Source organism: Arthrobacter crystallopoietes, assembly GCF_002849715.1.
GTDB classification, from domain to species: domain Bacteria; phylum Actinomycetota; class Actinomycetes; order Actinomycetales; family Micrococcaceae; genus Crystallibacter; species Crystallibacter crystallopoietes.
In genome coordinates, this window is sequence record NZ_CP018863.1 from 230,866 (window position 1) to 253,122 (window position 22,257).

20 protein-coding genes are annotated in these 22,257 nt (G+C 66.7%); 4 read left to right on the forward strand and 16 right to left on the reverse strand.

Features of this window, described 5'->3' with window-relative positions; translation table 11 throughout:
- Positions 1-10: 10 nt before the first annotated feature.
- Entirely contained in the window at positions 11-1,654 is a 1,644-nt protein-coding gene (locus tag AC20117_RS01070; RefSeq protein WP_083339790.1) for a glycoside hydrolase family 3 N-terminal domain-containing protein, read from the reverse strand.
- A gap of 110 nt (positions 1,655-1,764) precedes the next feature.
- Here AC20117_RS01070 and AC20117_RS01075 point away from each other — a divergent pair, with 110 nt between their 5' ends.
- Complete coding sequence (locus AC20117_RS01075; RefSeq protein ID WP_074701374.1) at positions 1,765-2,913, forward strand: glutamate--cysteine ligase; 1,149 nt, start codon at positions 1,765-1,767, stop codon at positions 2,911-2,913.
- Positions 2,914-3,015: 102 nt separating this feature from the next.
- Here the strand turns inward: AC20117_RS01075 and tsaD are convergent, their stop codons facing one another.
- From tsaD to AC20117_RS01120, 9 genes are all read right to left on the reverse strand, one after another.
- Positions 3,016-4,083: a tRNA (adenosine(37)-N6)-threonylcarbamoyltransferase complex transferase subunit TsaD gene (gene tsaD, locus AC20117_RS01080; RefSeq protein WP_074701372.1), complete on the reverse strand. Its 1,068-nt coding sequence runs from the start codon at positions 4,081-4,083 to the stop codon at positions 3,016-3,018.
- The gene (rimI, locus tag AC20117_RS01085; RefSeq protein ID WP_074703302.1) at positions 4,080-4,610 is read right to left on the reverse strand and encodes a ribosomal protein S18-alanine N-acetyltransferase; all 531 of its coding nucleotides are present in this window, start codon (positions 4,608-4,610) and stop codon (positions 4,080-4,082) included. The genes tsaD and rimI overlap by 4 nt, the downstream gene beginning before the upstream one ends.
- Positions 4,611-4,651: 41 nt before the next feature.
- On the reverse strand, positions 4,652-5,320 hold the full coding sequence (gene tsaB, locus AC20117_RS01090; RefSeq protein ID WP_074701371.1) for a tRNA (adenosine(37)-N6)-threonylcarbamoyltransferase complex dimerization subunit type 1 TsaB: 669 nt from the start codon (positions 5,318-5,320) through the stop codon (positions 4,652-4,654).
- An 18-nt stretch (positions 5,321-5,338) separates the two neighbouring features.
- Entirely contained in the window at positions 5,339-5,695 is a 357-nt protein-coding gene (locus tag AC20117_RS01095; protein ID WP_074701370.1) for a hypothetical protein, read from the reverse strand.
- 40 nt (positions 5,696-5,735) lie between these two features.
- Positions 5,736-6,596 carry a hypothetical protein gene (locus AC20117_RS01100; RefSeq protein WP_074701369.1) on the reverse strand — a complete coding sequence of 287 codons (861 nt, stop codon included), beginning with the start codon at positions 6,594-6,596 and terminating at the stop codon, positions 5,736-5,738.
- Complete coding sequence (locus tag AC20117_RS01105) at positions 6,593-7,054, reverse strand: hypothetical protein (protein ID WP_074701368.1); 462 nt, start codon at positions 7,052-7,054, stop codon at positions 6,593-6,595. Before AC20117_RS01105 ends, AC20117_RS01100 begins: the two co-directional genes overlap by 4 nt.
- Before the next feature lie 157 nt (positions 7,055-7,211).
- Entirely contained in the window at positions 7,212-7,874 is a 663-nt protein-coding gene (gene tsaE, locus AC20117_RS01110; RefSeq protein ID WP_083339789.1) for a tRNA (adenosine(37)-N6)-threonylcarbamoyltransferase complex ATPase subunit type 1 TsaE, read from the reverse strand.
- Positions 7,871-9,151: an alanine racemase gene (alr, locus tag AC20117_RS01115; protein WP_083339788.1), complete on the reverse strand. Its 1,281-nt coding sequence runs from the start codon at positions 9,149-9,151 to the stop codon at positions 7,871-7,873. Before alr ends, tsaE begins: the two co-directional genes overlap by 4 nt.
- A gap of 99 nt (positions 9,152-9,250) precedes the next feature.
- Positions 9,251-10,348: a carbohydrate kinase family protein gene (locus AC20117_RS01120; RefSeq protein ID WP_074701366.1), complete on the reverse strand. Its 1,098-nt coding sequence runs from the start codon at positions 10,346-10,348 to the stop codon at positions 9,251-9,253.
- 69 nt (positions 10,349-10,417) lie between these two features.
- On the opposite strand from AC20117_RS01120, the gene AC20117_RS01125 reads away from it, so the two are divergent.
- Complete coding sequence (locus tag AC20117_RS01125) at positions 10,418-11,758, forward strand: family 4 glycosyl hydrolase (protein ID WP_074701365.1); 1,341 nt, start codon at positions 10,418-10,420, stop codon at positions 11,756-11,758.
- A 139-nt stretch (positions 11,759-11,897) separates the two neighbouring features.
- Here AC20117_RS01125 and AC20117_RS01130 read toward each other — a convergent pair whose 3' ends face one another.
- Positions 11,898-13,688, reverse strand: coding sequence for an NAD(P)/FAD-dependent oxidoreductase (locus AC20117_RS01130; protein ID WP_074701364.1), 1,791 nt, complete (start codon positions 13,686-13,688; stop codon positions 11,898-11,900).
- Positions 13,689-13,864: 176 nt separating this feature from the next.
- On the opposite strand from AC20117_RS01130, the gene AC20117_RS01135 reads away from it, so the two are divergent.
- Positions 13,865-15,214, forward strand: a complete 1,350-nt coding sequence (locus tag AC20117_RS01135) for a helix-turn-helix domain-containing protein (RefSeq protein WP_236777409.1) — start codon at positions 13,865-13,867, stop codon at positions 15,212-15,214.
- A gap of 94 nt (positions 15,215-15,308) precedes the next feature.
- Here the strand turns inward: AC20117_RS01135 and AC20117_RS01140 are convergent, their stop codons facing one another.
- Both AC20117_RS01140 and AC20117_RS23185 read right to left on the reverse strand, forming a co-directional pair.
- Positions 15,309-17,483, reverse strand: coding sequence for an HNH endonuclease signature motif containing protein (locus tag AC20117_RS01140; protein ID WP_074701363.1), 2,175 nt, complete (start codon positions 17,481-17,483; stop codon positions 15,309-15,311).
- 163 nt (positions 17,484-17,646) lie between these two features.
- On the reverse strand, positions 17,647-17,865 hold the full coding sequence (locus AC20117_RS23185) for a hypothetical protein (RefSeq protein WP_139186801.1): 219 nt from the start codon (positions 17,863-17,865) through the stop codon (positions 17,647-17,649).
- 234 nt (positions 17,866-18,099) lie between these two features.
- Between AC20117_RS23185 and AC20117_RS01145 the strand changes: the two genes are divergently transcribed.
- Complete coding sequence (locus AC20117_RS01145; RefSeq protein WP_074701362.1) at positions 18,100-18,414, forward strand: MmcQ/YjbR family DNA-binding protein; 315 nt, start codon at positions 18,100-18,102, stop codon at positions 18,412-18,414.
- Here AC20117_RS01145 and AC20117_RS01150 read toward each other — a convergent pair.
- The 3 genes from AC20117_RS01150 to AC20117_RS01160 form a co-directional block, all read right to left on the reverse strand.
- The gene (locus AC20117_RS01150; protein ID WP_074701361.1) at positions 18,411-18,905 is read right to left on the reverse strand and encodes a GNAT family N-acetyltransferase; all 495 of its coding nucleotides are present in this window, start codon (positions 18,903-18,905) and stop codon (positions 18,411-18,413) included. The two genes, AC20117_RS01145 and AC20117_RS01150, sit on opposite strands and share 4 nt — an antisense overlap.
- A gap of 88 nt (positions 18,906-18,993) precedes the next feature.
- Entirely contained in the window at positions 18,994-21,612 is a 2,619-nt protein-coding gene (locus AC20117_RS01155) for an MMPL family transporter (protein ID WP_074701360.1), read from the reverse strand.
- A gap of 3 nt (positions 21,613-21,615) precedes the next feature.
- Complete coding sequence (locus tag AC20117_RS01160; RefSeq protein WP_074701359.1) at positions 21,616-22,254, reverse strand: TetR/AcrR family transcriptional regulator; 639 nt, start codon at positions 22,252-22,254, stop codon at positions 21,616-21,618.
- Positions 22,255-22,257 lie beyond the last annotated feature (3 nt).

Below are 22,257 nucleotides of genomic sequence, written 5' to 3' on the forward strand. Positions count from 1 at the left end.
GCGGCCGGTGTTACCCGCAGCCGGCGCCGGTTTCGTATTCGCCGACGTCCACCGGCAGAGTGCCGGGTGCGCCGGCCTCGCCGGTGAGGTAATCCAGCAGCGCCTCGAACGCTGCGGGAGTGTCTCCGTAGAGCGCCGCCTTCACCTCGGCCGAGGACAGCTCCAACCCCCACGGTGCATCCAGCGAAACAACGAAGTCCCCGGTTCCGCTCTCGGGCCCGGCCAGCAGGGTAACCGTGGGTCCCGAGCCTACCGTCAGCCCGCGTGCCTCGGCGGCATCCGCCAGCCGCTGGTTGGCCGCCGGGTCTGCACCCTGGATGGTCAGCGAGCCGTCCAACTGGTCCTCGCGGGAACACTGTCCGGTCAGGACGGTCAGCGCGGCGGCCGAGGCTTCCTGCGAGTCCTGCGCATGGGTACCGATCTCCGCGAGCGACGGCGTCTGCGCGATGGACTTCTGCCACAGCTGCATGGTGACTACCCGGGTAGCGGCTTCATCCAGCCGCTCCTCGGCCAATGTGCCATCCTCCACCGCGGCCAGAATCGCGGCATGCGCGGCATACGGATCGGCCGGCATCAGCAGCAGATCGGCACCGGCGGCGAGCGCCATCGGGGCAGCCTGGCCGCCCGGGTACTGGTTCTCCACCGCGCCCATGTTCAGCGCATCCGTGATGATGACGCCTTCAAACCCCAGGTCCCGCAACGCCTGGTAACTCGGTGCCGACAGCGACGACGGAACACTCGGTTCCAGCGCGGGGACGGCAATGTGGCCCATCATCATCACCGGTGCCCCGGCGTCGATCGCAGCTTTGAACGGCTTCCAGTCCCGCGCCTGCAGTTCCGCCACGGAGGCGTCCTGCACCGGCAGAGCCAGATGCGAGTCGGTGGTTACGGAGCCATGGCCCGGGAAGTGCTTCACGCTGGGCATGAACCCGGCCTTCTCGAAGCCCTCCAGCAGCGCCGGGGCCTGCGCCGAGGCCCGCTCCGGGTCGCTGCCCAGTGACCGGGCGCCGATAGTCGGATCCGCCGGTCCGATGGTCAGGTCCAGTCCCGGCGCGTAGTCCATGGTGAAGCCGAGCGCGGCCAGTTCGGTGGCCATTGCCGCCATGGAGTCCCGCGAGACAGCCTCATCCGCCGCGGCACCGTAGGTCATGGGCGTGGGCCACTCGGTCAGCGGCGCGCCCAGCCGGGCCACCATGCCGCCTTCCTGGTCCACCGAGATGATTCCGGGCCAGTCCCGCGCGTTGAACATTGCATCCTGCAGCGCCTTGTTAATCTGCGCCATGGCCGCCACGTCCACCGCGCCGTCCGCGGTCAGCGGGACGTTGTCGCCCATAATAATGCTGCCGCCCAGATGCAGTTCATCAATGGCGGCCAACTGCGGTGCCGGATCGGTTCCGGAGTAGAAGGACACCATGACCTGCCCGGCCTTTTCCTCAAGGCTCATCGCCTCGACGGCGACAGCGGCGTCGTCGGAATGATCTTGGTTCGGCCCCCAGGAAAGCGCGGGCGCTTCGGTGGGCGCGGCAACGGACGACGGCGGCGCGGAACTGCTGCCTTCGGGTGCGGGGCCGGGGGCGGTACAGGAGGAAATGAGGAGTGCGGACGTGGCCGCCAACACACCCAGCGCCAGACGCCGGGAACCGAACTTTTTCACGTCTTTGACGGTACCACTGCCGTAGAATCTGACTTGGGTTCTCTGCCGCAAGCCGCGTGACGGGAGCACCGCCGGGCACACCCGGCAAGCCGCGCAGATCAGGAGTCAGTTTGAATATCGAGTTCGCACCGTCCGCCCAGTCCACCCTCGGCGTCGAGTGGGAACTGGCGCTGGTGGACGGCCGGAGCGGCGAGCTGGTGTCCGCGGCCTCCGAGGTGCTGCGCAACGTCGCGGCCAGGCATCCCGAGCTCAAGGACGACGACGAGCACCCCCATATCAAGCAGGAGCTGCTGCTGAACACGGTGGAACTGGTGACGGGCATCTGCACGTCGGTGGAACAGGCCAAGGGGGAACTGGATGATGCCCTGACCGCGGTGCGCGATGTGACGGATCCGATGGGCGTGGAGCTGTTCTGCGCCGGCAGCCACCCCTTTGCCGCGCCGCGGTCCCAGCCGGTAACGGACAAGGAGCGCTACGCGAAACTGATCGACCGGACCCAGTGGTGGGGCCAGCAGATGGTGATCTACGGCGTGCACGTCCACGTGGGCCTGGACCACCGGGACAAGGCTCTGCCCGTGCTGGACGGCCTGGTCAACTACTTCCCGCACTTCCAGGCGCTGTCCGCATCGTCCCCCTTCTGGGGCGGTGAGGATACCGGTTATGCGTCGCAGCGCGCGCTGATGTTCCAGCAGCTGCCGACGGCCGGCCTGCCGTTCCAGTTCCCCGCCTGGGCGAACTACGAGGACTATGTGCAGGACATGTTCAACACCGGAGTGATCGATACGCTCAGCGAGATCCGCTGGGACGTCCGCCCGGTCGCCGCGCTGGGCACCATCGAGATGCGCATCTGCGACGGCATGTCCTCGCTGCAGGATGTCGGCGCCATCGCCGCGCTGACGCAGTGCCTGGTTGACGAGTTCTCCACCGTGCTGGACGACGGCTGGGCCATCCCCACCATGCCGCCGTGGCACGTGCAGGAGAACAAGTGGCGCGCGGCCCGGTATGGCATGGAAGCGATTGTCATCCTCGACGGCGCGGGCAAGGAAAAGCTGGTCACCGAGCACCTGCGCGAAGACGTGCTCAACCGGCTGGAACCGGTGGCGAAGAAGCTCGGCTGCAGCAACGAGCTGGCCGACGTGGAGAAGATCATCGAGCGCGGTGCCGGCTACCAGCGCCAGCGCCGGATTGCAGCAGAGAACGACGGCGACCTGCGCGCCGTCGTGCTCGATGTTGTCCGGCAGATGCGCGGCGAAGCCTGACTACCCCCGCCTGCTCATCGAGGAAGCAGATAGCGCCCTTCCCAGGGGCTGGAAAGGGCGTTATCTGCTTCCTCAATTGAGTCGATTGAGGGGGGTGCGTTGCTACAGGTGGACGCTGGTGACCGGCATGGAGGAGTCCGGGGCGAAGGCAATGCCGGATGGCTCTCCCCCGGCCATGACAATCTGCGAGCCGAGTGCCGCGACCATGGCGCCGTTGTCCGTACAAAGGTTGATCGGCGGGACGCGGAGCGTGATCCCGTTGGCCGCGCAGCGTTCCGCGGTCAGCTCGCGCAGCCTGGAGTTGGCGGCCACTCCCCCGCCGAGCAGCAGGTTGGTGATGCCGTGTTCAGTGCAGGCAAGCATCGCCTTGGCCGTGATCACGTCTACCACCGCTTCCTGGAAGGACGCGGCGATGTCAGCCACCGGAACCTCCTGGCCGGCCGCCTCGAACTGCTCCACCGCGCGGGCCACGGCGGTCTTCAGCCCGGAAAAGGACCAGTCGTACCGGTGGCGCCCGGGCTCCTCGGCCGAACCCATGTATTTGGGCTGGCTCAGGCCGCGTGGGAAACGGATGGCCTTGGGGTTGCCCTCCTTGGCCAGCTTGTCGATCACCGGCCCGCCCGGGTAGCCCAGGCCGAGGATGCGGGCCACCTTGTCATAGGCTTCGCCGGCGGCGTCGTCGATGGTGGAGCCGAGCAGTTCGACGTCGTCGGTAATGGACTTCACCCGCAGGATCTCCGTGTGGCCGCCGGACACCAGCAGCGCGCCGAGGTTTTCGGGCAGTTCGCCGCCGTCCAGCAGGCCCACGCCGACGTGCGCCACGAGGTGGTTGATCGCGTAGAGCGGTTTGCCCGTTGCGACGGCGAGCGCCTTGGCCGCGCAGACACCCACCATGAGCGCGCCGGCCAAGCCCGGACCGGAGGTCACGGCCAAAGCGTCGACTTCGTCCAGCGTCACGCCGGCGTCATCCAATGCCTGCTGGAGCGTGGGGACAAACGCATCCAGGTGGGCGCGCGAGGCGATCTCCGGGATCACGCCGCCGAAACGCACGTGTTCCTCCATCGAGGAGGAGACGGTGTTGGTCAGCAGCGTGTCGCCGCGGACTATGCCTACACCGGTTTCGTCGCAGGAGGACTCGATGCCCAGTACCAGCGGTTCGCTGCGGTTCATCGGGTCTCCTCCGGGGGGTTCGTAGTGGTCGCGGTGGTGCTCGTCGTCGTGCTCGAGGTCGTCGTCGTGGTCGTGGTTGTGCCGGGCGCTCCGGTCCAGCCGGCGAGTTCCAGCCGCATGATCAGCGCGTCCGCGCCGTCGCGGTAATAGCGCGGGCGGCGGTGGATCTGTTCGAACCCGAACCACTGGTACAGCCGCTGCGCCCTCGGGTTGTCCGCCCGGACCTCGAGCAGCACGTCCTTGGCCTTGCGCCGCGTGGCCTCCTCGATCAGGCGAGTCAGCATCAGGCTGCCGATCCCCTGCCCTTCGCGCTCCGGAGCCACGGCGATGGTCTGCACGTCCGCGATCGGCTCGATGCACATCAGTCCGGCGTACGCGATCACCGTTCCCACGGCGTCGACGGCGACATAGTAACTGCGGGTTTCGGACTGGGACAGCTCGTCGAAGAACATCTGGGTGGGCCAGGCATCCATCGGAAACAGGCTCTGTTCCAGGGCGTCGACCTCGGGAATGTCGGCCTCGGTCATCGCCCGGATGCCACCGCGCTGCACGGCCCTGTCCACCGCCTTCACAGCGCACGCTTCCGCGGCCCGGGGACCTTCGCATCGGATTCGCGCAGGTACAGCGGCGTGGTTTCCAGCAAGGGCAGACCCCGGGTCAGCTTGACGACGGCGGTGCGGCCGAGCGCTTCGGCGGTCGGTTGGGTGCCGCTGAAGTCCGCGACGGCGTGCAACTGGTCAGGATAGATCCCCGCCCCCTTGCCGTAGGCCGGCAGCTCCGGCACGTCCGCCGGAGCGGAGACGTGCGGACCGTCCAGCAGTTCGGGAGTTCCGCCGGTGCTGCGGTACCGCGCCCAGTAGACTTCCTTGCGGCGCGCGTCCGTGGCCACGATGAACTCGTCGATCCCCAGCCGCCAGGCATCCAATGCTGCCTCCACGGCGATGGCATCCAGGCTCATCACCCCATGCAGCGGCTTATTCCAGGCGAACGCCAGCGACCGGGCCGTGGCGATGCCAGAGCGCAGCCCGGTGAACGGCCCGGGACCTACGCCGACGACCAAGGCGTCGATATCGGTGGCGGTGACGTCCGCCGTCGTAAGTATTTCCTGGATGCCGGGGGCCAGTACTTCCGCGTGGGTCCGGGTGTCCTCGGTGGCAAAAGCCTGCAGGGTCTCTCCGTCTCCGGTGATGAGAGCCGCGCTGGCAATGGCGGAGGTATCGATGGAGAGAATGAGCACCAGACCATTTTACGCGGTTCAGACATCGCCCCGGTGCCGCGCGTACAATTCTTCGTTCTGCTCGGTTGCCCGCACCCATTCCGGCCGCATAAAGCGCGGAAGCCACGCATGGCTCAGCAGCCAAATCAGCATTCCGGCAATGGCGGGAAGAACCAGCGCGGCCACGGCTGCCTTGGGTGCACCGGCTCCAGCTGCCCAGACGGCCGCGGGCGCAAGCAGGAAACTGATTCCGCCGTAAAGCAAGCCCAGTCCGGGATAGCTGCGTACCTTCGGGATCAGACCGCCGTAGGCGAGCCATCGGCGCCATCGGCCCGAGTACGCGCGCCAGCCGGCAAACGCCATCGCAGCACCCGCCGCGATGGCAACTGATCCCACTGAGAGTTCCACGCGCCCTTGATCCCTTCCCCCTGCTTGCTTAGTAATGCCGTTCCTGGAACCGCGCGTCTTCCACCGCATCGCGCAGAGTGTGCCAAAGCAGGGAGGAGGACTGTTGCGCAAGCTGCACATCGCCGTCGTTATTGACGCCGAACAGGAAATGCCCGGCGGTCCCGGCGTTGATGAAGCCACGACGGAACCTGCCCCGGCCGATGCTGGCCAACCAGACGAACCACGGCTCCCGCCACAGCCGGAGCAGCGGGCCCTCCGCGTTGGCGGGTGCGGGTACCCTCGCGTCCTGGAGCCTGCGCTCAAACAGGCTCCGGTTGATGGTGTCGATGGTGCCCGCAGTTCCGGCCACGGACCATGCAGGGGCGAGCCCGGACCACGCAGCCATGACGGAAGCCGCGTCGTCCACTCCGGCGACATCCAATTGGACCATGGTTCCGCGGTTGCCCGACTCGTAGCCGTGCAGCAACGCACCTGCCGAAGTTCCGGCAACGACGGCGGTCCAGCGGCCGCCGATCCACAGCCGCAGGCTTGTCCGCTTCCCCAGATACCAGCCATCGATGCGTGCCCTTGTTTGTGCGGCCCGGACGGCATGGCGGAAGAATTCGGTGTCGGCCGTGTAGCTGCCGCGCGGATTGGTGAAGCCCCAGCTGGTGAACTCGTGGGCAATGTCCGGCCGGCGCAGTGCCGCGGTCCGGCCGAATCTGGCCGAGGCGCGGGAGGCGCTGTCAAGCAAGACTTCCGCCGCGTCCGCCGACAGCCAGGGACCGCTGGAAAAGTAGCCCTGGCCTCCGGCGAGGGAACCAAGGTCCTCGAGCGGCGGCACCAATGGATCCGAGCCCTGCACGCCCGTTGCATGGGCCGGAGACTCCGGCTGCATCAACACGCTCATGCCGCAGCGCTTTCCCACGCCAGCGAGCTGAACATCGCGTCGAAGGCGCCCCTGACCAGCGGCACCTGCCCGACCGTGCTGCTGGCAATGACATCCAGGCAGCGGCTCTCAAGCTTCAGGATCCAGCGGCGCACGAAAACCGTCGTCTCACCGATCCGGTAGGTGAATTCGATTCGGCGGCCCGCCCGGCCAAAATGCTCCAGATACTCGCTGGAGATCAGCAGCGGGTCCTCGTACTCCTGTTGGGCTTCCTCGGCGGCGCGCAGCGCGATCTGCGGCAGCGGTTCTTCGGAGAAGTAGCTCACCACCACGAAGCTGGGGCGGAACACACCGGCGGGCATGCCGGCCAGCGCCAGGACCAGTTCGGTATGTTCGACGTCGACCCGTTCCCAACCTGCAGGGGCTCTTACGGCAACTTCGAGGGGCGGACGGATAGTCCTTGTTACCCATCCGGCCACGCTGGAGCTCCTCGATCAACCGTTCAAATTGTGCTCTCCAGCCTAGGCAGATCCGCGAGTCCGCGCGATGGGGAGGACTGCCCATGCCTGCTCGTTGACACGGCCGTGGCGCGCCGCGGGCAGCGGCAGCGGCCAGGTCATTCCTTCGACGGCGTTACTAGAACGGATTGCCCCCGGCCCAGCGCGGGCCGTAGGCGGCAATGCGGATCTGCCGGTCTTCAGCGTCGTCCGGTTCATCAAAATCAAGTACGACGGCGGGGCTGCCGCCGGCTTCCGCAGTATCCGTTGAGCCGGCTGAGTTGGCTGAGTTCACGGTGCTCGGTGTGCTCCCGGTGTTCGCGGTGCTCCCGGTGCTCCCGGTGTTCGCGGTGTGCGTTCCGCCCGCAGCCAGATCAGCTCCGGTGGCACGCACCAGCGTGATGTCCAGCCGGCTCTCCGCCAGGTGTTCCACCCGGTCGCGGCCCCATTCGACCACGGTCACGGCACTGTCCATGGTGTTTTCCAGGTCAATATCGTCGATCTCGCCGGCCGACTCCAGCCGGTAGGCGTCCACGTGCACCAGATCGGGCCCGTCCCCCAGACTGGGGTGGACCCGCACCAGCACAAAAGTGGGCGAGATGATGCCGGGGCGTACGCCCATGCCTTCGCCCAGCCCCTGGGTGAAAGTGGTCTTGCCTGCCCCGAGTTCCCCGGTCAGGACGATCAGGTCCCCGGCCTGCAACTCTGCACCGATCCGGGCAGCCAGGGTCTGGGTTTCTTCCGCGCTGGCTACCGAATACTCCGCTGCCCACACCGGTGTCGGTTCCTCCGGGTCAGTCACTCGCGGTCCCCCGCGCCATTGCTGCCGTCCGCAGCGGCGGAGGCCCCGCCGTCGTAATTTGCCGTGTTGTGGTTCCCCGAAGTGTGGTTCGCGCCGTCGTAATTCGCGGTGAAGTCCACGGAAGGCTCCATGCCGGCGGCCGCACCGGTCTCGAGGTCCCGGCCAATGTACACGCGGGGCACGCGCGGACTGACCCTCGTGACGATCTCGTAGTTGATGGTGCCGGCCGCCGCGGCCCAGTCCTCCGCCCCCGGCGCATCCTCGCTGGGACCGAACAGAATGACTTCCGCGCCGACAAGGTCCTCCGTCTCGGAGGTGCGCAGGTCCACCACGAACTGGTCCATGGCTACCCGGCCCACCACGTCATAGCGCTTGCCGCCGATGGCAACCTGGGCGCCGTTTGCGCTGCGGGGAATGCCGTCGCCGTAGCCCATCGGCACCAGGACCAGGGTGGTGGGCTCCTCGGTGTGGTAGCGCAGGCCGTAGGAAACGCCCTGGTGCTCCGGAACGAGTTTGCAGTTGGCCACCCGGGCACGCAGGGTCATCGCCGGCTTGAGTTTGAGGTCCTCCGGCACCTGCCCCTCAAACGGTGAAAGACCGTACAGGCCAAGGCCAACGCGAACCAGGTCGAAGTGCGCGTCCGGGCGGGTCAGGGTCCCGGGCGTGTTGGCCAGATGGCGCACCTCAAGGTCCAGGCCTGCGTTCTCGGCCACCGCCACCGCCTCGCGGAACCGGTCAATCTGCTCATCCGTTTCCGGCCGGTGCGGCTCGTCGGCGACGGCCAGGTGCGAGAAGACCCCGACCACGCGCAGCAGCCCTTCCTCCTGGAACTCCACGGCCCGGCTGACCAGCGGCTCCCACTGCGCAGGCGCGCAGCCGTTGCGGCCCAGGCCGGTATCGATCTTGAGCTGCACGCGCGCCGGCCGTTCCTGCCGCTTGGCCGCCGCCGCCACGTATTCCAGCTCCCAGCCGGAAATGCCAAGATCCACGTTGGCGTTGATGGCGGCGTCGAAATCGCTGTCGGGAGTGTGCAGCCAGGCCAGGATCGGCGCGTCGAAACCGGCCGACCGCAGTTTGAGCGCTTCGGAAATGTGCGCGGTGCCAAGCCAGCTTGCCCCGGCTTCCAACGCCGCGCGGGCAACCTCGACGGCGCCGTGCCCGTAGCCGTCCGCCTTGACCACGGCCATGACCCGGGCGGGGGCGGCGATCTCGAGGAAGTGCCGGACGTTTGCCCGGATGGCGTCCAGGTCAATCACTGCCTGGCGGTCATAACTCATGCCTGCTTCAGAACTCACCCGTTCATTCTTTCATCAGCAGCCTGAAAACCGGGTCAAGCCCGCCCTCGGGCCCGCGCTGAGCCCGCCCTCAGCCCCGTCTCAGACGTCCGAATGCCGCGCCACGGTGGCGGTGGCCCGGCGGACGGCCAGCGGCGGAATCTCGGGAATGATCTTCTCCAGGAAGGCATACCGGCGCAGCCACTGCCCGCGCACTCCCTCGCGCGTATCGTTCACCTGCTGCCACCAGTCCGCCACGTCGCCCCAGCCCGGTGCCGCCAGCGAGCCACCGAATTGCTGGACGGACAGCGCAGCACACAGATTCGCAAACGCGAGCCGGTCGGCCAGCTTCCAGCCGGCCAATGTGCCCATCAGGAACGCCGCACTGAAACAGTCCCCGGCGCCGGTGGAATCGTAGGCCTTCACCGGCAGCGCGGGCACCCAGTCCTCTTCGCCCGTGATCGAATCGATGGCAATCGCCCCGCGCGAGCCCAGGGTCACCACCGCCACCGGCACCCGGTCCGCGAGGGCATACAGTGCCGCCCACGGATCGTCGGTTCCGGTGTAGCGCATGGCCTCCGCATCGTTCGGCAGGAAGGCGTGGAATCTTTCGAGATTGGCCAAGGTGGACTCGGACCACTGCCCGGTGGGGTCCCAGCCAACATCGCCAAAGAGTTTTGTCCCGTTTCCGGCAGCAGCCAGTGCCCACGGTTCCAGTTCCGGCGCCAGCGACGTGATGGCGGCCCTGCATGGTGGCGGATCGCCAACCAGTTCGGATGCGCTGAGCGGGGCGGCGTGGCCGTGAGTAATAAACGACCGGTCCCTGTCGGTGGAGAGGGAGACCGTCACCGGCGAATGCCATCCCGGGAAGTTCCGCGACAGGGACAGGTCTACGTACTCCTGCGCGCCGATGATGTTGCGGTTGAATTCGCCGTACGCGTCGTCCCCGAACGCCGCGGCCAGCGTGGTGTTCAAGCCCAGCCTGCTGGCGGCAATGGCTTGGTTTGCCACACCCCCGGGGCAGGATCCCATTCCCTCGCTCCACAGTTCTTCCCCCGGCTCCGGCAGGGAGCTGAGACCGGTGAAGATAATGTCCAGAAAGACCGGCCCCGTCAGCAGCAGGTCGAAAGCCGGGCTCTCCGGTGTCCGGCCTGCAGCCAGCGGGTCATATCCGTGTGGTTGGTTGAGGATGTTGGTCATACTGGCACAATACAAGCAGGGGGCTGGCTGTCATTTTGATCCAGCCGGGCAAATCGTCAAAGGGGTGCTGTGGTCAAGCTGGTAATTCTGGGCGGCGGAGGTTTCCGGGTGCCGTTGGTCTACCGGGCCCTTTCCACCGGACCCTATGCGGGGCTCATAGATGAACTCGTGCTGCAGGATACGGACGGCAGCCGGCTTCAGGCCATCGCACGCGTACTCGGCGATCTTCCCCTGCCCGAGGGCGCCCAGCCTCCCCGGTTCACGCTGACCGAAAACCTCCAGGACGCTCTTGCCGGAGCTGATGTGGTTTTTTGCGCCATCCGACCCGGCGGCACTGCCGGCCGAACCGTCGACGAAAGCGTTGCGGCGCGGCTGAACATCCTGGGCCAGGAAACCACCGGCGCCGGCGGCATTGCCTATGCGCTTCGCTCCATCCCCGCTGTCTTGGAAATCGGCCGGCAAATGCAGGTCCATTGTCCGGACGCGTGGCTCATCAACTTCACCAATCCTGCAGGCATGGTCACCGAGGCACTGCACAAGGTCCTCGGGCGGAAGGTCATTGGCATCTGCGACTCCCCCGTCGCATTGGTCCGGCGCGCGGCCCAGGCTGTCGGAGTTCCGCTTCAGGAAGGGCGGCTAACCGGCGTCGATTACGTGGGCCTGAACCACTTGGGCTGGCTGCGCGCCCTGAATTACGACGGCGAGGATCGGCTTCCCAAGTTATTGGCCGACGAGCGGGCGCTTGCTTCCTTCGAAGAGGGCCGGGTGTTCGGCGCGCCGATGCTTCGGGTACTCGGAACCGTTCCCAATGAGTACTTGTTCTACTACTACTTCCGGCGGGAAGCGACGCTGGCCATGGCCGGTGCGGCCCGGACCCGCGGCGAATCCATCCACGATCAGCAGCAGGAACTCTACGCCAAGCTGCACTCTTCGCCGACGCCGTTCCAGGACTGGGATGCCGTCCGACGGTCGCGCGAAGAGGGCTATCTGGCCGAAGCCCGGCCCGAAGGCGGGTCGCGGGATGAGTGCGATGTGACCGGCGGCGGGTATGAACGAGTGGCGCTCCAGACCATGCGGGGACTGCTCTCCGGAGAACGGACCGAGCTGATCCTGAACGTCCGCAACGGAACTACCCTTCCCCAGCTTCCTGAGGACGCCGTCATTGAGGTCCCTTCGGAGGTGACGGCCGATGGCGCCCGGCCGCTGCCGGTCAGGCAGCCGCTGACTCTGCACCAGGCCGGCCTCATGGCGCAGCTGAAGGCGGTGGAACAGGAGACAATCAAGGCAGCCCATGGAGACCGCGATGCAGCCCTGCGGGCCTTCATGATCCACCCGTTGATCCTGTCGGGCCATGTGGCGCACCGGTTGCTGGAGGCCTACGAACAGGCCCACGGCTACAAGTGGGCGTAAGCACGATGTCCCGCCCGCGAAAGGATTCGCGCCCGCAAAGATGACTGGGAAACGACGCCGGCCGGTCGCACCTGGTGCGACCGGCCGGCGTCGTTGTTATTGCTTCTGCGGTAGGTTTCCCTCGATGGGCATCGCCCGGCTAGCGCGTGTGGTGGGACTCCTGCAGTTCGTACACCGGCGTGTCCAGACCCTCCATCCGGGCCTTGAGCTGGAGGGCCAGGTAGGTGGAGTAGTGCCGGCTCTGGTGCAGGTTGCCGCCGTGGATCCAAAGGTTCTCCACATTGGTGGGCTTCCACATGTTGCGCAGTTCGCCCTCCCACGGACCCGGATCCTTCGGCGTGTCGGAGCCGTACCCCCAGCACTTGCCCACCTGGCTGGCCACTTCCGGCGACACCAGGTCCGCCAGCCAACCGTTCATTGAGCCGAAGCCGGTGGCGTAGACAATCAGGTCCGCCTCCAGCTCCGTGCCGTCGTCGAGCACCACGGCGTTGCCGGTGATCTTGTCCACCTGCCCGTTGGCCAGCTTGACCCGGCCGTCAATGATCAGCTGGGAGGCGCCTACGTCGATGTAGTAACCGGAGCCCCTCCGCAGGTACTTCACGAACAAGCCGGAACCGTCCTCGCCGAAGTCCAAGTCGAACCCCGCGGCCTCGAGCTGGGAGTAGAACTCCGCATCGCGTTCCGCCATCTGCTCGTAGACCGGTTTCTGCGCGTCCGGCAGGATCCGGTACGGCAGCGAGGCGAAAAGCATGTCGGCCTTCTCCGTGGTCACGCCGTTGGCCAGCGCCTTCTCCGAATACAGGTCCCCGAGGCCCAGATCCATCAGCGATTCGCTGCGGGAGATGTGCGTGGAGGACCGCTGCACCATCGTCACGTCCGCGCCGTGCTCCCACAGGTCGGCGCAGATGTCATGCGCGGAGTTGTTGGACCCGATGACCACGGCCTTCTTGCCGGTCCAGTCCCCACCGCCGGGGTGCTGGGAGGAATGGTGCTGCTGGCCCAGGAAGGAGTCCGCGCCGTCGAACTTCGGGATGTTGGGGTAGCCGGAAACGCCGAGGGCGAAGACCAGCTGCTTCGGGCGCAAGGTGACCGGTTCGCCGTCGCGTACAACGTCCACGATCCACTCGCCTGCGGCCTCATCGAACCGGGCCTTGGTGCACTCGGTGCCGGACCAGTAGTTCAGCTCCATAATCCGGGTGTAGTATTCCAGCCAGTCGCCGATCTTGTCCTTGGCGGCGAAGACGGGCCAGTCATCCGGGAACTTCATGTACGGGAGGTGGTCGTACCACACCGGATCGTGCAGATGCAGGGACTTGTAACGGTTCCGCCAGGAGTCCCCCGGCCGCTGGTTCTTCTCGATGATGATGGTGGGCACGCCGAGCCGCCGCAGCCGCGCCGCCAGCCCGATCCCGCCCTGCCCGCCGCCGACAATCACGGTATAGGGCTGCTCCTCATAGCCGAGCCGGGCCTCCTGCTCTTCCTTCAGTTCCAGCCAGGACTTCCGGCCCTTGGTAATGCGATGCGCCACGCCCTTGTCCCGGTTAGGCCCCTTTTTCTCCTCGAACCCCTTGAGCTCCTGCATGGTGGTCAGCAAGGTCCAGCACTTGCCGTTACGTAGCCGTAAGTGGGCCCAGCCCCTCGCGGCACCGGTCTCGAAATTGACCCAGGCCTCGGTCGCCGCCGCGTCCCCGGTGGCGTCCTCGGCCAGCTTCCAGCCGGAGGGCTGCACATCGGCCAGCCTGGCTTCGAGCATCCGCCGGATCGCCGCCTTGCCTTCCAGGGTCTTCAGGTTCCAGGTGAAGGAAACAAAGTCCCGCCAGAAGCACTCGTCGTCGAAGAGTTCCAGTGCGCCGTCGATATTTCCGGCCTGCAGCGCTTCGTCCAGGTTGTCCAGCCACGCCTGCGCGACGTCGTTCGGTGAATCCGCCATGTCCACTCCTTTGTGTCAATTGCTCGTGTCCTGAGGGTCGCAACAGCTTCGGCGGTACGCGTATGCTGGTGCGAACGTGATCGACATCACCAGTGTTAGCCCGCGGGGGTTGCAACGGCGTTACACGGCCGTCTGCACCCGTTCACTCCGGCTGGCATCGAACGAAGGAGCCACGGTTGCCTGCAAGCCCGCCCTATCCGAATACGGGTGCTGCCTTGGAGCCGGGACTGCGTTTCACTGCGCCGCGTGAGTACGCCCGGCTGCTGCGCACCGCGCACGAGCAGGTCATCGGCGGGGTCCACCGCCCCGAAATTCCAGCCGCTTTGGTCGACTCGTGGCGGCGTTCCATGGCTTTAGGCATCGACCCGGATCAGCACAGCCCCAGACGCCTGCATGACACGGCCGACGTTGCCGAGCTTCGCCGCGGCCACCGTCTCCAGGCAACGCTACCCGCGCTCACCGACCTGCTGGCCGAAGACGGTACTGAGGGCCGGCACCTGCTCATCATCACGGATGCCCAGGGCGAGGTGCTGTGGCGGATCGGCAGTGCCTCGGTGCTGTGCAGGGCTGACTCGCTGGAGTTTATCGAGGGCGCGGACTGGTCCGAGGCCGGCATCGGCACCAACGCCATCAGCCAAGCCCTGACCACAGGCGCTCCGGTGCAGCTGTTCTCCGCCGAGCACCTGGTCCGTACCCACCACGAGTGGGCTTGCACGGCGGCGCCGATCCGCGATCCGCGCACTGGCCACGTCCTTGGAGTGCTGGATGTGTCCGGACCTCTGGACACGCTGACCGCCGACAGCCTGCGCATGGTGCGCTGCGGGGTGCGGGTGGCCGAGGAACTGCTGGCAAAGCACGACGACGGCGCCCGGGCTGCCGCTTCCGCTGCCCCAGAACGCCGCAAGACTTCCCGTGGGGTGGCCACGGCCCGATCGTCCGAGGGGGTGCGGTTGGAACTATTGGGCGACAAGCCTGCCGCAGTGCTGGCCGATGGCTCGCAGGTTCCGTTGACATTGCGACGGGCCGAAATCCTGGCACTGATGGATTCCCGCAGCCAAGGCTGGAGCGCGGACGAGCTCGCCTTCGAGCTCTACGGCGATACAGGCACACCCTCGACTGTCCGCATAGAAATGCACCGGATCCGAGCTGCCCTCGGCGATGTCGTCGCTTCGTCGCCGTACCGACTGACCGGGCTGGCGGAACGGGGATCGGATGCCCGCCAGGTGATGGAACTGCTGCGCCAAGGCAAGGTACGTGAGGCGCTCGATGCCTACAGTGCGCCATTGTTGACCCGTTCAAGTCTGCTCTGCGTGGAACTCCTGCGGGAGGAACTGAACCTCGCCGTCGGCGCCGCCGTACGCACCAGCGGCTCCGCCGAACTGATCAGCCGGTGGCTCGCCACGGACATGGGCTCGAGCGATGCCGGCGCCGTGGACGCCCTGGAGCGACTGCTCGGCCCTTCGCACCCCAGATGCTCTGCCTTCCGCGCCCGGATCGATTTACTGGACCGGACTCTCCGCAACTGACCGGTGAGATCGCTAAAGGCTTCGATGAGGAGACCGCACGAGACAATATCTGACAGATTCTGTCCCGCGCCAACTCCCGCCATTTCAGAATCGGTCAGAATGGTGGGTCCTTGTCGGCTTCGTCATCCGCGTCCGTCTCGGGTGGTGGTTTTTTGCGTTTGAGGCGGCGGCGGAAGTTGTCGGGCAGTGCGTTGAGGACCCGGTCGGTGAAGGACGGCGGCCCGGCGCCGGTGTCGCCGGGTTTGGTGGTGTAGGTCTGGTTCCCCGGCGTGGTGGTAGTGAACTCGCCGTGCCTGGTCTGGGTGACTTTCCACCCGGCGAGCGACTTAAGCCGGTGGTCCGACCCGCAGCGCGGACCAAGGTTGCCGAAATCCGTCCGTCCGTGCCCGCCGTTGGCATGGAAATCGATCGTATGGTCCAGGTCGCAGTCCTTCGCCGGGATATGGCAGCCCGGCGCCGTGCACGTGGTGTCGCGGTGCCGGACCGCGCGGGCCAGGTCCGCCGGCGGCCGGTAAGTGGTTTTGCCGTAGGAGAGGATGGTCCCGGTCTCGGGATGCGTCAGGATCCGGTAGAACGACGTGGCGCCTTCGCAGAGCTTCCGGGCGGCGCCGGCGGGGATCGGACCGTACCCGTCGAGGGTGGCCGGTTCCTCGTCCAGGCCCATCAGCGTGAACACCGGCACGGTCAGCGCGACTTCGGGCCGGATCCCGGCCGCGGGCCCGGCCTCCATCCCCGCGTTCAGGAGCAACTCGATAAACACGTCCGCGCGCAGCTGCCCCGCGGTGCGGGTTTCCGTCCCGGTTTGCAGGCCCCGCGCCGATTGGGTGAGCCGGTCATACGCGGCATAGGCTTCCTCGGCCGTCACATACGCGCCCAGGAACGCCATCCCGTCATCCGCCGGCTCCACATACACCCCACGGCACTTTACCTGGCGTTCGCGGCGCACCTCGATGGTTTCCGGATTGCATTTCTCCCGCTGCTTCCGCGCGGCGTACAGCAGCTCGCCCGGCGTTTTATCCGGCGCCTCCCCCAGCAGGGCTGCTTCGAACCCGGGTTTCGCGTCGTCCGGGAGGATGTCGCCCTGCCGGGTGATCACCCCCGCGTGCTCCAGGTCCAGGTCCCCGGCGGTGAGCGCGGCCAGCGTGCCCGGGTAGTGCTCGCACAAATCCTGCGCGGTCTCGTACCGGCTACGGGCCTGCTTCTCCGTGATCCGGTACAGGCAGGCCAGTTCCTTCACCACGGACTGCTCCGCCAACTCCTCCAGCCCGGCCCGGCTGGCCGGCGGCGTACCCGGCTCCCGCGGCGGCAGCTCCTCGACGGCGGTCTGCCCGATCCGGTGCGTCAGGCGCACCAGGCCCGCGTCCAGCCACGCCGCCAGCCTCTTGCCCGCGGCCAGCTGCTCCACCGCCGACCGGTAATCCAACTCCGCAAACCCCCGCACCCCCGCCCCGGCAACCACAACGGCATCACCGGGATTGGTGTTGCTGGCGGTGGCGGCCTCGGCGTTGCCGGCAGCACCGGCAGCGTTCACAGCGTTGCTGCTGCCGTCGCTGGCGGTGGCGGTGGCGGCCTCACCGCCGCCGGCCGCATCAGCGGTATCAGCGGCATCACCGGGGTTGGTGTTGCTGGCGGTGGCGGTGGCATGGAAGAGTCTGAACCAGTCGGCGGGGGTGCCGGCGGTGACCCGGGCCAGGCGTTCGGCGTAGTACCCCGCGTGGGTTTCGGTGAACAGCTCCCCGGGCAGCCCCTCGAGGTCCTCGGCCGGGCCCCAGCTGGCGGGGAACGGGCCGGACGGCGGCCAGCAGGCCCAGGATTCCTCGCGCTCCCAGGCCGCGAAGTCATCGATCCCGGCGGAGGCACCGAGATGCTCCGGCTCCCCGACCCGGCCGGGGATCTCCTGCCCGGCCAGCGGGTCCTCGCCGTAGGACTCCAGCGTCGGCGGATCCAGCACCGGGCCGCGGGCCTCGGCGTAGATCTCCTCCATGTAACCGGCCATCGTGGCATGCTTCGCCGGTTTGCCGGCCGCAATGTATTCGCGGGCGTGTGCCAGGCCGCGCTTGCGGTCCTGCGCAGCATGCAGATCCAGCCGCTCCAGGGCCTTGCGCAGCGCTTCCTGCCGCTGCCCGGCAGTCGTGGGCCGGCCCTGCTGAAGGCAGCGCAGCGAGAACCCGTGCTCCACAAGCCCCTGCGCCCCGGACTCCGTCCCCGCGGACTCCTGTCCGGGGGCCGGGGAACCGGAAACCGGTGCCGACTGCTCTTCCGCTGCCATAGCCTCAGTCCATCATCCGGCTGTGACAATACAGACGCTTATTCACAGCGTCTGACGGATTCCCCGGATATTCTTCAAAATTCTTTTCCGCACCGGTTTCCAAGAGCCCGGCAGGAGGCACACCGGCAGGAACCATGCAATCGCGTAGAAGTGCAGTTTGCAGCTAAAGACCGCTGAGATCGCGGAAGGCTTCGCGGACAGCTACTTCGTGGGCGACGGCGTTGAACCTGAACATCGTTTCAGTGTCCGCGATCAGCCGTTCATTGCACTCTCGAAAGAGTTCCTCATTAACACGCCTCTGCAAAACCTCCAGATCAGGCTCGGACAGGCTTGAAAGATCTTTCGGAAACTCGTCCGATGGTTTCAAAGCAGAGAACGGCATGTCAGATCCCTTCTCCAGCTACCCCAAGCTGGGCCTCCTAATGAATTCGGCGAGACGGCTGCTACCGCGTCGACTTCTCCATTTGACCGCCGTTCCGCCAAACTGGCAATAGTTGCCGCATGGGAAATATTCAGGGCCGCGGACAAAGCCGGCGGTAGCTGAAAAGTCACCGCCCGGAACGTCTAGCGGACAGATTCGTAGACGTTCCCACATCCGGCGTGCAAGGGTGGTGCCATGCAAACCGAGGACGACGTCCGACACATCTGCCTGTCATTTCCGGGAGTCACCGAGAGGCTCAGCTGGGGCAATCCGGCCTGGTTTGCGCGAACGTTGATGGCCCGCATGTGGGAGGATGGCGTGCTCACGGTCAAGACCCGGGAACGGGACGCCCTCGCCGGCACGTCCCCGGATATCTTCTTCTGGACGCCGCACCATGAACGCTCCCCCGAACTGGTGCTGGTGCGGCTTGATCAGATCTCCGCTGAGGAGCTGGCCGAACTGCTGGATGATTCCTACCGCATCGCAGGCACGGTCAGGAAAGCCCGTTAATCCAGCTTCCGGTGCATGACATGCAGCCCCACCAGCCCCTCAACCGGATGGTCGAACGCTTCCGGAATGGTCGCTAGGATTTCGAAGCCCAGTGACTCCCACAGCCGCACAGCCCTGACGTTGGAAGCAACGACGGCGTTGAATACCATCGCGCGGTAGCCGTCTGCCCGTGCCTGCTCCAGGACGTGGTCGGCCAAGGCCCTCGCGATACCTTTGCCGCCGCGGTCCGGGTGCACCATGAACCCGGCGTTCGCCACCCTGGCCGCAGCCCCGCCGTAGTTCGGGTGGAGCTCGGCAGTTCCGGTGACTGCACCGCCGTCGTCAATTGCTACAAAGGTACGGCCCTGGCCGGACAAATGCAGCCACTTCGCGCGAAGCGACTCTTCCGAGCTCTCGGGGTCCAGCGTGTAGGTCTCCCCCGCCCGGATGATCGGTTCCATGACGGACCAGATGCCGGGCCAGTCGGCGGCCGTGGCGTCGCGAATGTACATAGTGCTCCTCGTGTCCAGGCCAGCCCGCCGGAGGGTTGCACGGCGGGCGGCAATTCCCGTCCGCCGTGCAAGCGTTATCAGCTTGAGGTCAGCGGACGGCTGCTTCCTCAAGCGTATCCGTGGCGCCGTCCGCAGGCGTGGCGGCAGAACCAGTAGGGACAAGCTTCGCCCCTTCGACATCGACGTCCGGCAGGATCTTGTCCAGCCAGTTCGGCATCCACCATGCGGACTTGCCCAGCAAATGCATGGCCGCGGGGATCAGCGTCATACGCACCACGAAGGCATCCAGCAGCACACCCAGCGCCAGCGCGAAGCCAATGGGCCGGACCATGGTCAGGTGGGAGAAGATGAAGCCGGCAAACACGGAAACCATGATGATCGCGGCGGCCGTGACCACCTTGGCGCCGTGGTTGAAGCCGCTGACCACCGCGGCACGTGCGTCCTCGCCATGGGCAAAGGATTCGCGCATGCCCGAGACCAGGAACATCTGGTAATCCATCGCCAGGCCGAAGAGCACGCCGATCAGGATCATCGGCAGGAAGCTCAGGATCGGGCCCGGATGGTGGACGCCGAAGACCTCGCTCAGCCAGCCCCACTGGTAGATCGCCACGACGGCGCCGAAGCTCGCGCCGAGCGACAGCAGGAAACCGGCGGTAGCCAGCAGCGGCACCAGGATGGAGCGGAAAACCAGCAGCAGCAGGATCAGCGAGAGCCCGATGACAATGGCCAGATAGACCGGCATGGCATCGGCCAGCTTGTCCGAGACGTCGATCTGCATGGCGGGCTGGCCCGTCAACGAAACCCCGACGCCGGTGCTCGCCTCGAGTGCGTCGGCTTCGGCCCGAAGGTTGTGGACCAGGTCTTCGGTGCTCTGTGCCGCCGGGCCTTCCTCCGGAATGACCTGCAGGACTGCGGTGCGGCCGTCCTCGCTGGTGCCGGTGGGCACCGCGGCGGAGACGTGGTCCATGGCGCGCAGTTCCTGCGACAGCTCCAGCAGTGCCTCGTCCTTGGCTGTGCCTTCGAGGCCTTCGGGCAGGTCCGCCACGATGATCAGCGGACCGTTGATGCCTTCACCGAAGTTCTCGCCGAGCTGAGTGTAGGCCTGGTAGGCCGTGGAGTCCGCGGGTTCGGAGCTGCCGTCGGGCAGGCCCAGCCGCAGTTCGGCGGCGGGAACCGCCATGAGTCCAAGAACCGCCACGCCGGCTACCAAGGACAGCCACGAATGACGGGTGACGGCCTTGCCCCAGCTGCGCTTGGGATCGTTGTAGAACTCTCCACCCGCCGTCGTTGTTTGAACGGTATTTTCACTAACCGGGCCGCTCATTCCGGCCCTGGCCCAGGCCCGCGTGGACAGGATCCGCTTGCCCATGATCGAGAGCATGGCCGGGGTCAACGTCAAAGCAACGACGACGGCGACCGCCACCGTTGCGGCACCGGCGAGGCCCAGCACGGTCAGGAACGGGATGCCCGGGACCGCGAGCGCGGCGAGGGCGATGATCACGGTCAGGCCCGCGAAGAGCACCGCGTTGCCGGAGGTGCCGGTGGCGCGGCCAATGGATTCGACCAGCGGCACGCCGGAGAGCAGCTGCGTGCGGTGTCGGTTGACGATGAAGAGCGAGTAGTCGATGCCCACGGCCAGGCCGAGCATCAGGGCCAGGACCGGCGAGATGGAGCTCATTTCGACGACGCCGCTGAGGGCCATGGTGCCGCCGACGCCTACGCCGACGCCGATGACCGCCATCAGCAGCGGCAGTCCGGCTGCGATGAGCGTGCCGAGCATGAGGATCAGGACGGCTGCCGCGACCGCGATACCGATAATCTCCGCGGCGCCGAAGAGCTGGGAGATGTCCTCGACGATGTCCTTGCTGTACTCCGCCTGCAGGCCGGGAACGAGGCCCGCCTCGGTGATCTGCTGGACTTGGTCGCGGTCTGCCTTGGCGACCTCCATCATGGGCTGTTCGAACTGGACCTGCACAAAGGCGGCCGAGCCGTCCTCGGAAACGAAGCGCAGGCCTTCGGAGGATTGCTGCTGCAGCTTCGCTGCTTCAAGCTCGGCGACGCCGGACTCGTACTCCGCGCGGCCGTCTTCAAGCTGCTGCTCGGCTTCGGCCAGCTGGGCCTGGGCCGCTTCCAGCTGGGCGCGCTGCGGCTCCAGCTGTGCGCGGGCCTGCTCCGCCATAGCGGTTTGGCCGGCCGCCTCGAGCTGCTGGATCTGCGCCTCGGCGGTTTCGAGCTGCTGCTGGGCCGGTGCAAGCTGGGCCTTGCCGGCGTCCAGCTCGGCCTGGCCTGCCTCCAGTTGCTGCTTGGCGGATTCCAGTTCGGCTTCGCCGTCGTCAATCATTTCCGGTGCATCGTCCAGGGAGCGCTGCAGTTCGAGCGGATCGGTGGCGCTCTTGACGGCGTCGTTGTCCGTCAGTTGTTGGGAGATCGCGGTGATCGCGTCTTCCTGCTCGGCGGTGAAGGCCGTGCCGTCCTCGGTGGTGAAGACAATGGTGCCCAGGCCGCCTGAGGCCTCCGGCATCTTCTCCTTCAGCTCATCCAGCACGCCCTGTGCAGGCGTGCCGGGGATGGTGAAGGTATTGGACAACGTCCCGCTGAACGCAACGAGGGAACCGCCGACGGCCACCATGATGGCCAGCCAGGCGGAGACGAACCACCACCGCTTGCGGGCGGCGAACTTGCCAAGGGAATACAGCAGCGAGGCCATGCGTCAGGAGTCCTTCGAAAGTGAGTTGAAGCCGGTGCGGAGCATGCCGATGCTCACCAGCAGATGCTTTTGGAACGAGCCTGCGTCCGGTGAGCGGCCGGCAGTTTCGGCGGCGGCTTCCCGCATGGCGGCCTGGCCACAGGCGATCAGTGCACCGGCGAGCGAATTGATCAGCAGGTCGCTCTCGGACTGGGGCAAGCGGACGCGCAGGCCCTCTTCGAGTTTCTGCTGGGCCTTGTTCCAGACCTGCAGCTGCATGCGCTCCAGCTGGGGATCGTCCTCCCCCATCGCGTAGATCTCGCAGAGCAGCGCCATCTGTTCCTGGGAAACGTCCCCGCCCAAGGTGGCGAGCACGGCGTCCATGATCGGCTCGTCGGCCGGCCGGTTATAGAGCTGCGCGAAGGCGCCTTCTAGGAACTCCTCCACCGGACGCGTGAGTGCGGCCTCGATGGACGGGAAATAGTTGAAGAAGGTGCGGCGGGAGATTGCAGCCTCTTCGGCCAGTTGGTCAACGGTGAAGCCGCCGGGCCCATGGGCACGGGCGAGGCTAAGCGCCGCCGTCGATATGGCAGTCCGGGTGGCGCGCTTGTTCAGCTCGCGGCGGCCGCCGGAGTCGGCTGATGGGGATTGTTCCGATGTCACTCA

What these genes read in the sequence shown, in the direction of transcription:
- tsaD (WP_074701372.1), bottom strand. Translation starts at nt 4,083, where the DNA reads ATGAACCGCAGCGAACCGCTGGTACTGGGCATCGAGTCCTCCTGCGAC.
- rimI (WP_074703302.1), bottom strand. Translation starts at nt 4,610, where the DNA reads ATGACCGAGGCCGACATTCCCGAGGTCGACGCCCTGGAACAGAGCCTG.
- AC20117_RS01100 (WP_074701369.1), bottom strand. Translation starts at nt 6,596, where the DNA reads ATGAGCGTGTTGATGCAGCCGGAGTCTCCGGCCCATGCAACGGGCGTG.
- alr (WP_083339788.1), bottom strand. Translation starts at nt 9,151, where the DNA reads ATGAGTTATGACCGCCAGGCAGTGATTGACCTGGACGCCATCCGGGCA.
- AC20117_RS01120 (WP_074701366.1), bottom strand. Translation starts at nt 10,348, where the DNA reads ATGACCAACATCCTCAACCAACCACACGGATATGACCCGCTGGCTGCA.
- AC20117_RS01130 (WP_074701364.1), bottom strand. Translation starts at nt 13,688, where the DNA reads ATGGCGGATTCACCGAACGACGTCGCGCAGGCGTGGCTGGACAACCTG.
- AC20117_RS01140 (WP_074701363.1), bottom strand. Translation starts at nt 17,483, where the DNA reads ATGGCAGCGGAAGAGCAGTCGGCACCGGTTTCCGGTTCCCCGGCCCCC.
- AC20117_RS23185 (WP_139186801.1), bottom strand. Translation starts at nt 17,865, where the DNA reads ATGCCGTTCTCTGCTTTGAAACCATCGGACGAGTTTCCGAAAGATCTT.
- AC20117_RS01145 (WP_074701362.1), top strand. Translation starts at nt 18,100, where the DNA reads ATGCAAACCGAGGACGACGTCCGACACATCTGCCTGTCATTTCCGGGA.
- AC20117_RS01150 (WP_074701361.1), bottom strand. Translation starts at nt 18,905, where the DNA reads ATGTACATTCGCGACGCCACGGCCGCCGACTGGCCCGGCATCTGGTCC.
- AC20117_RS01155 (WP_074701360.1), bottom strand. Translation starts at nt 21,612, where the DNA reads ATGGCCTCGCTGCTGTATTCCCTTGGCAAGTTCGCCGCCCGCAAGCGG.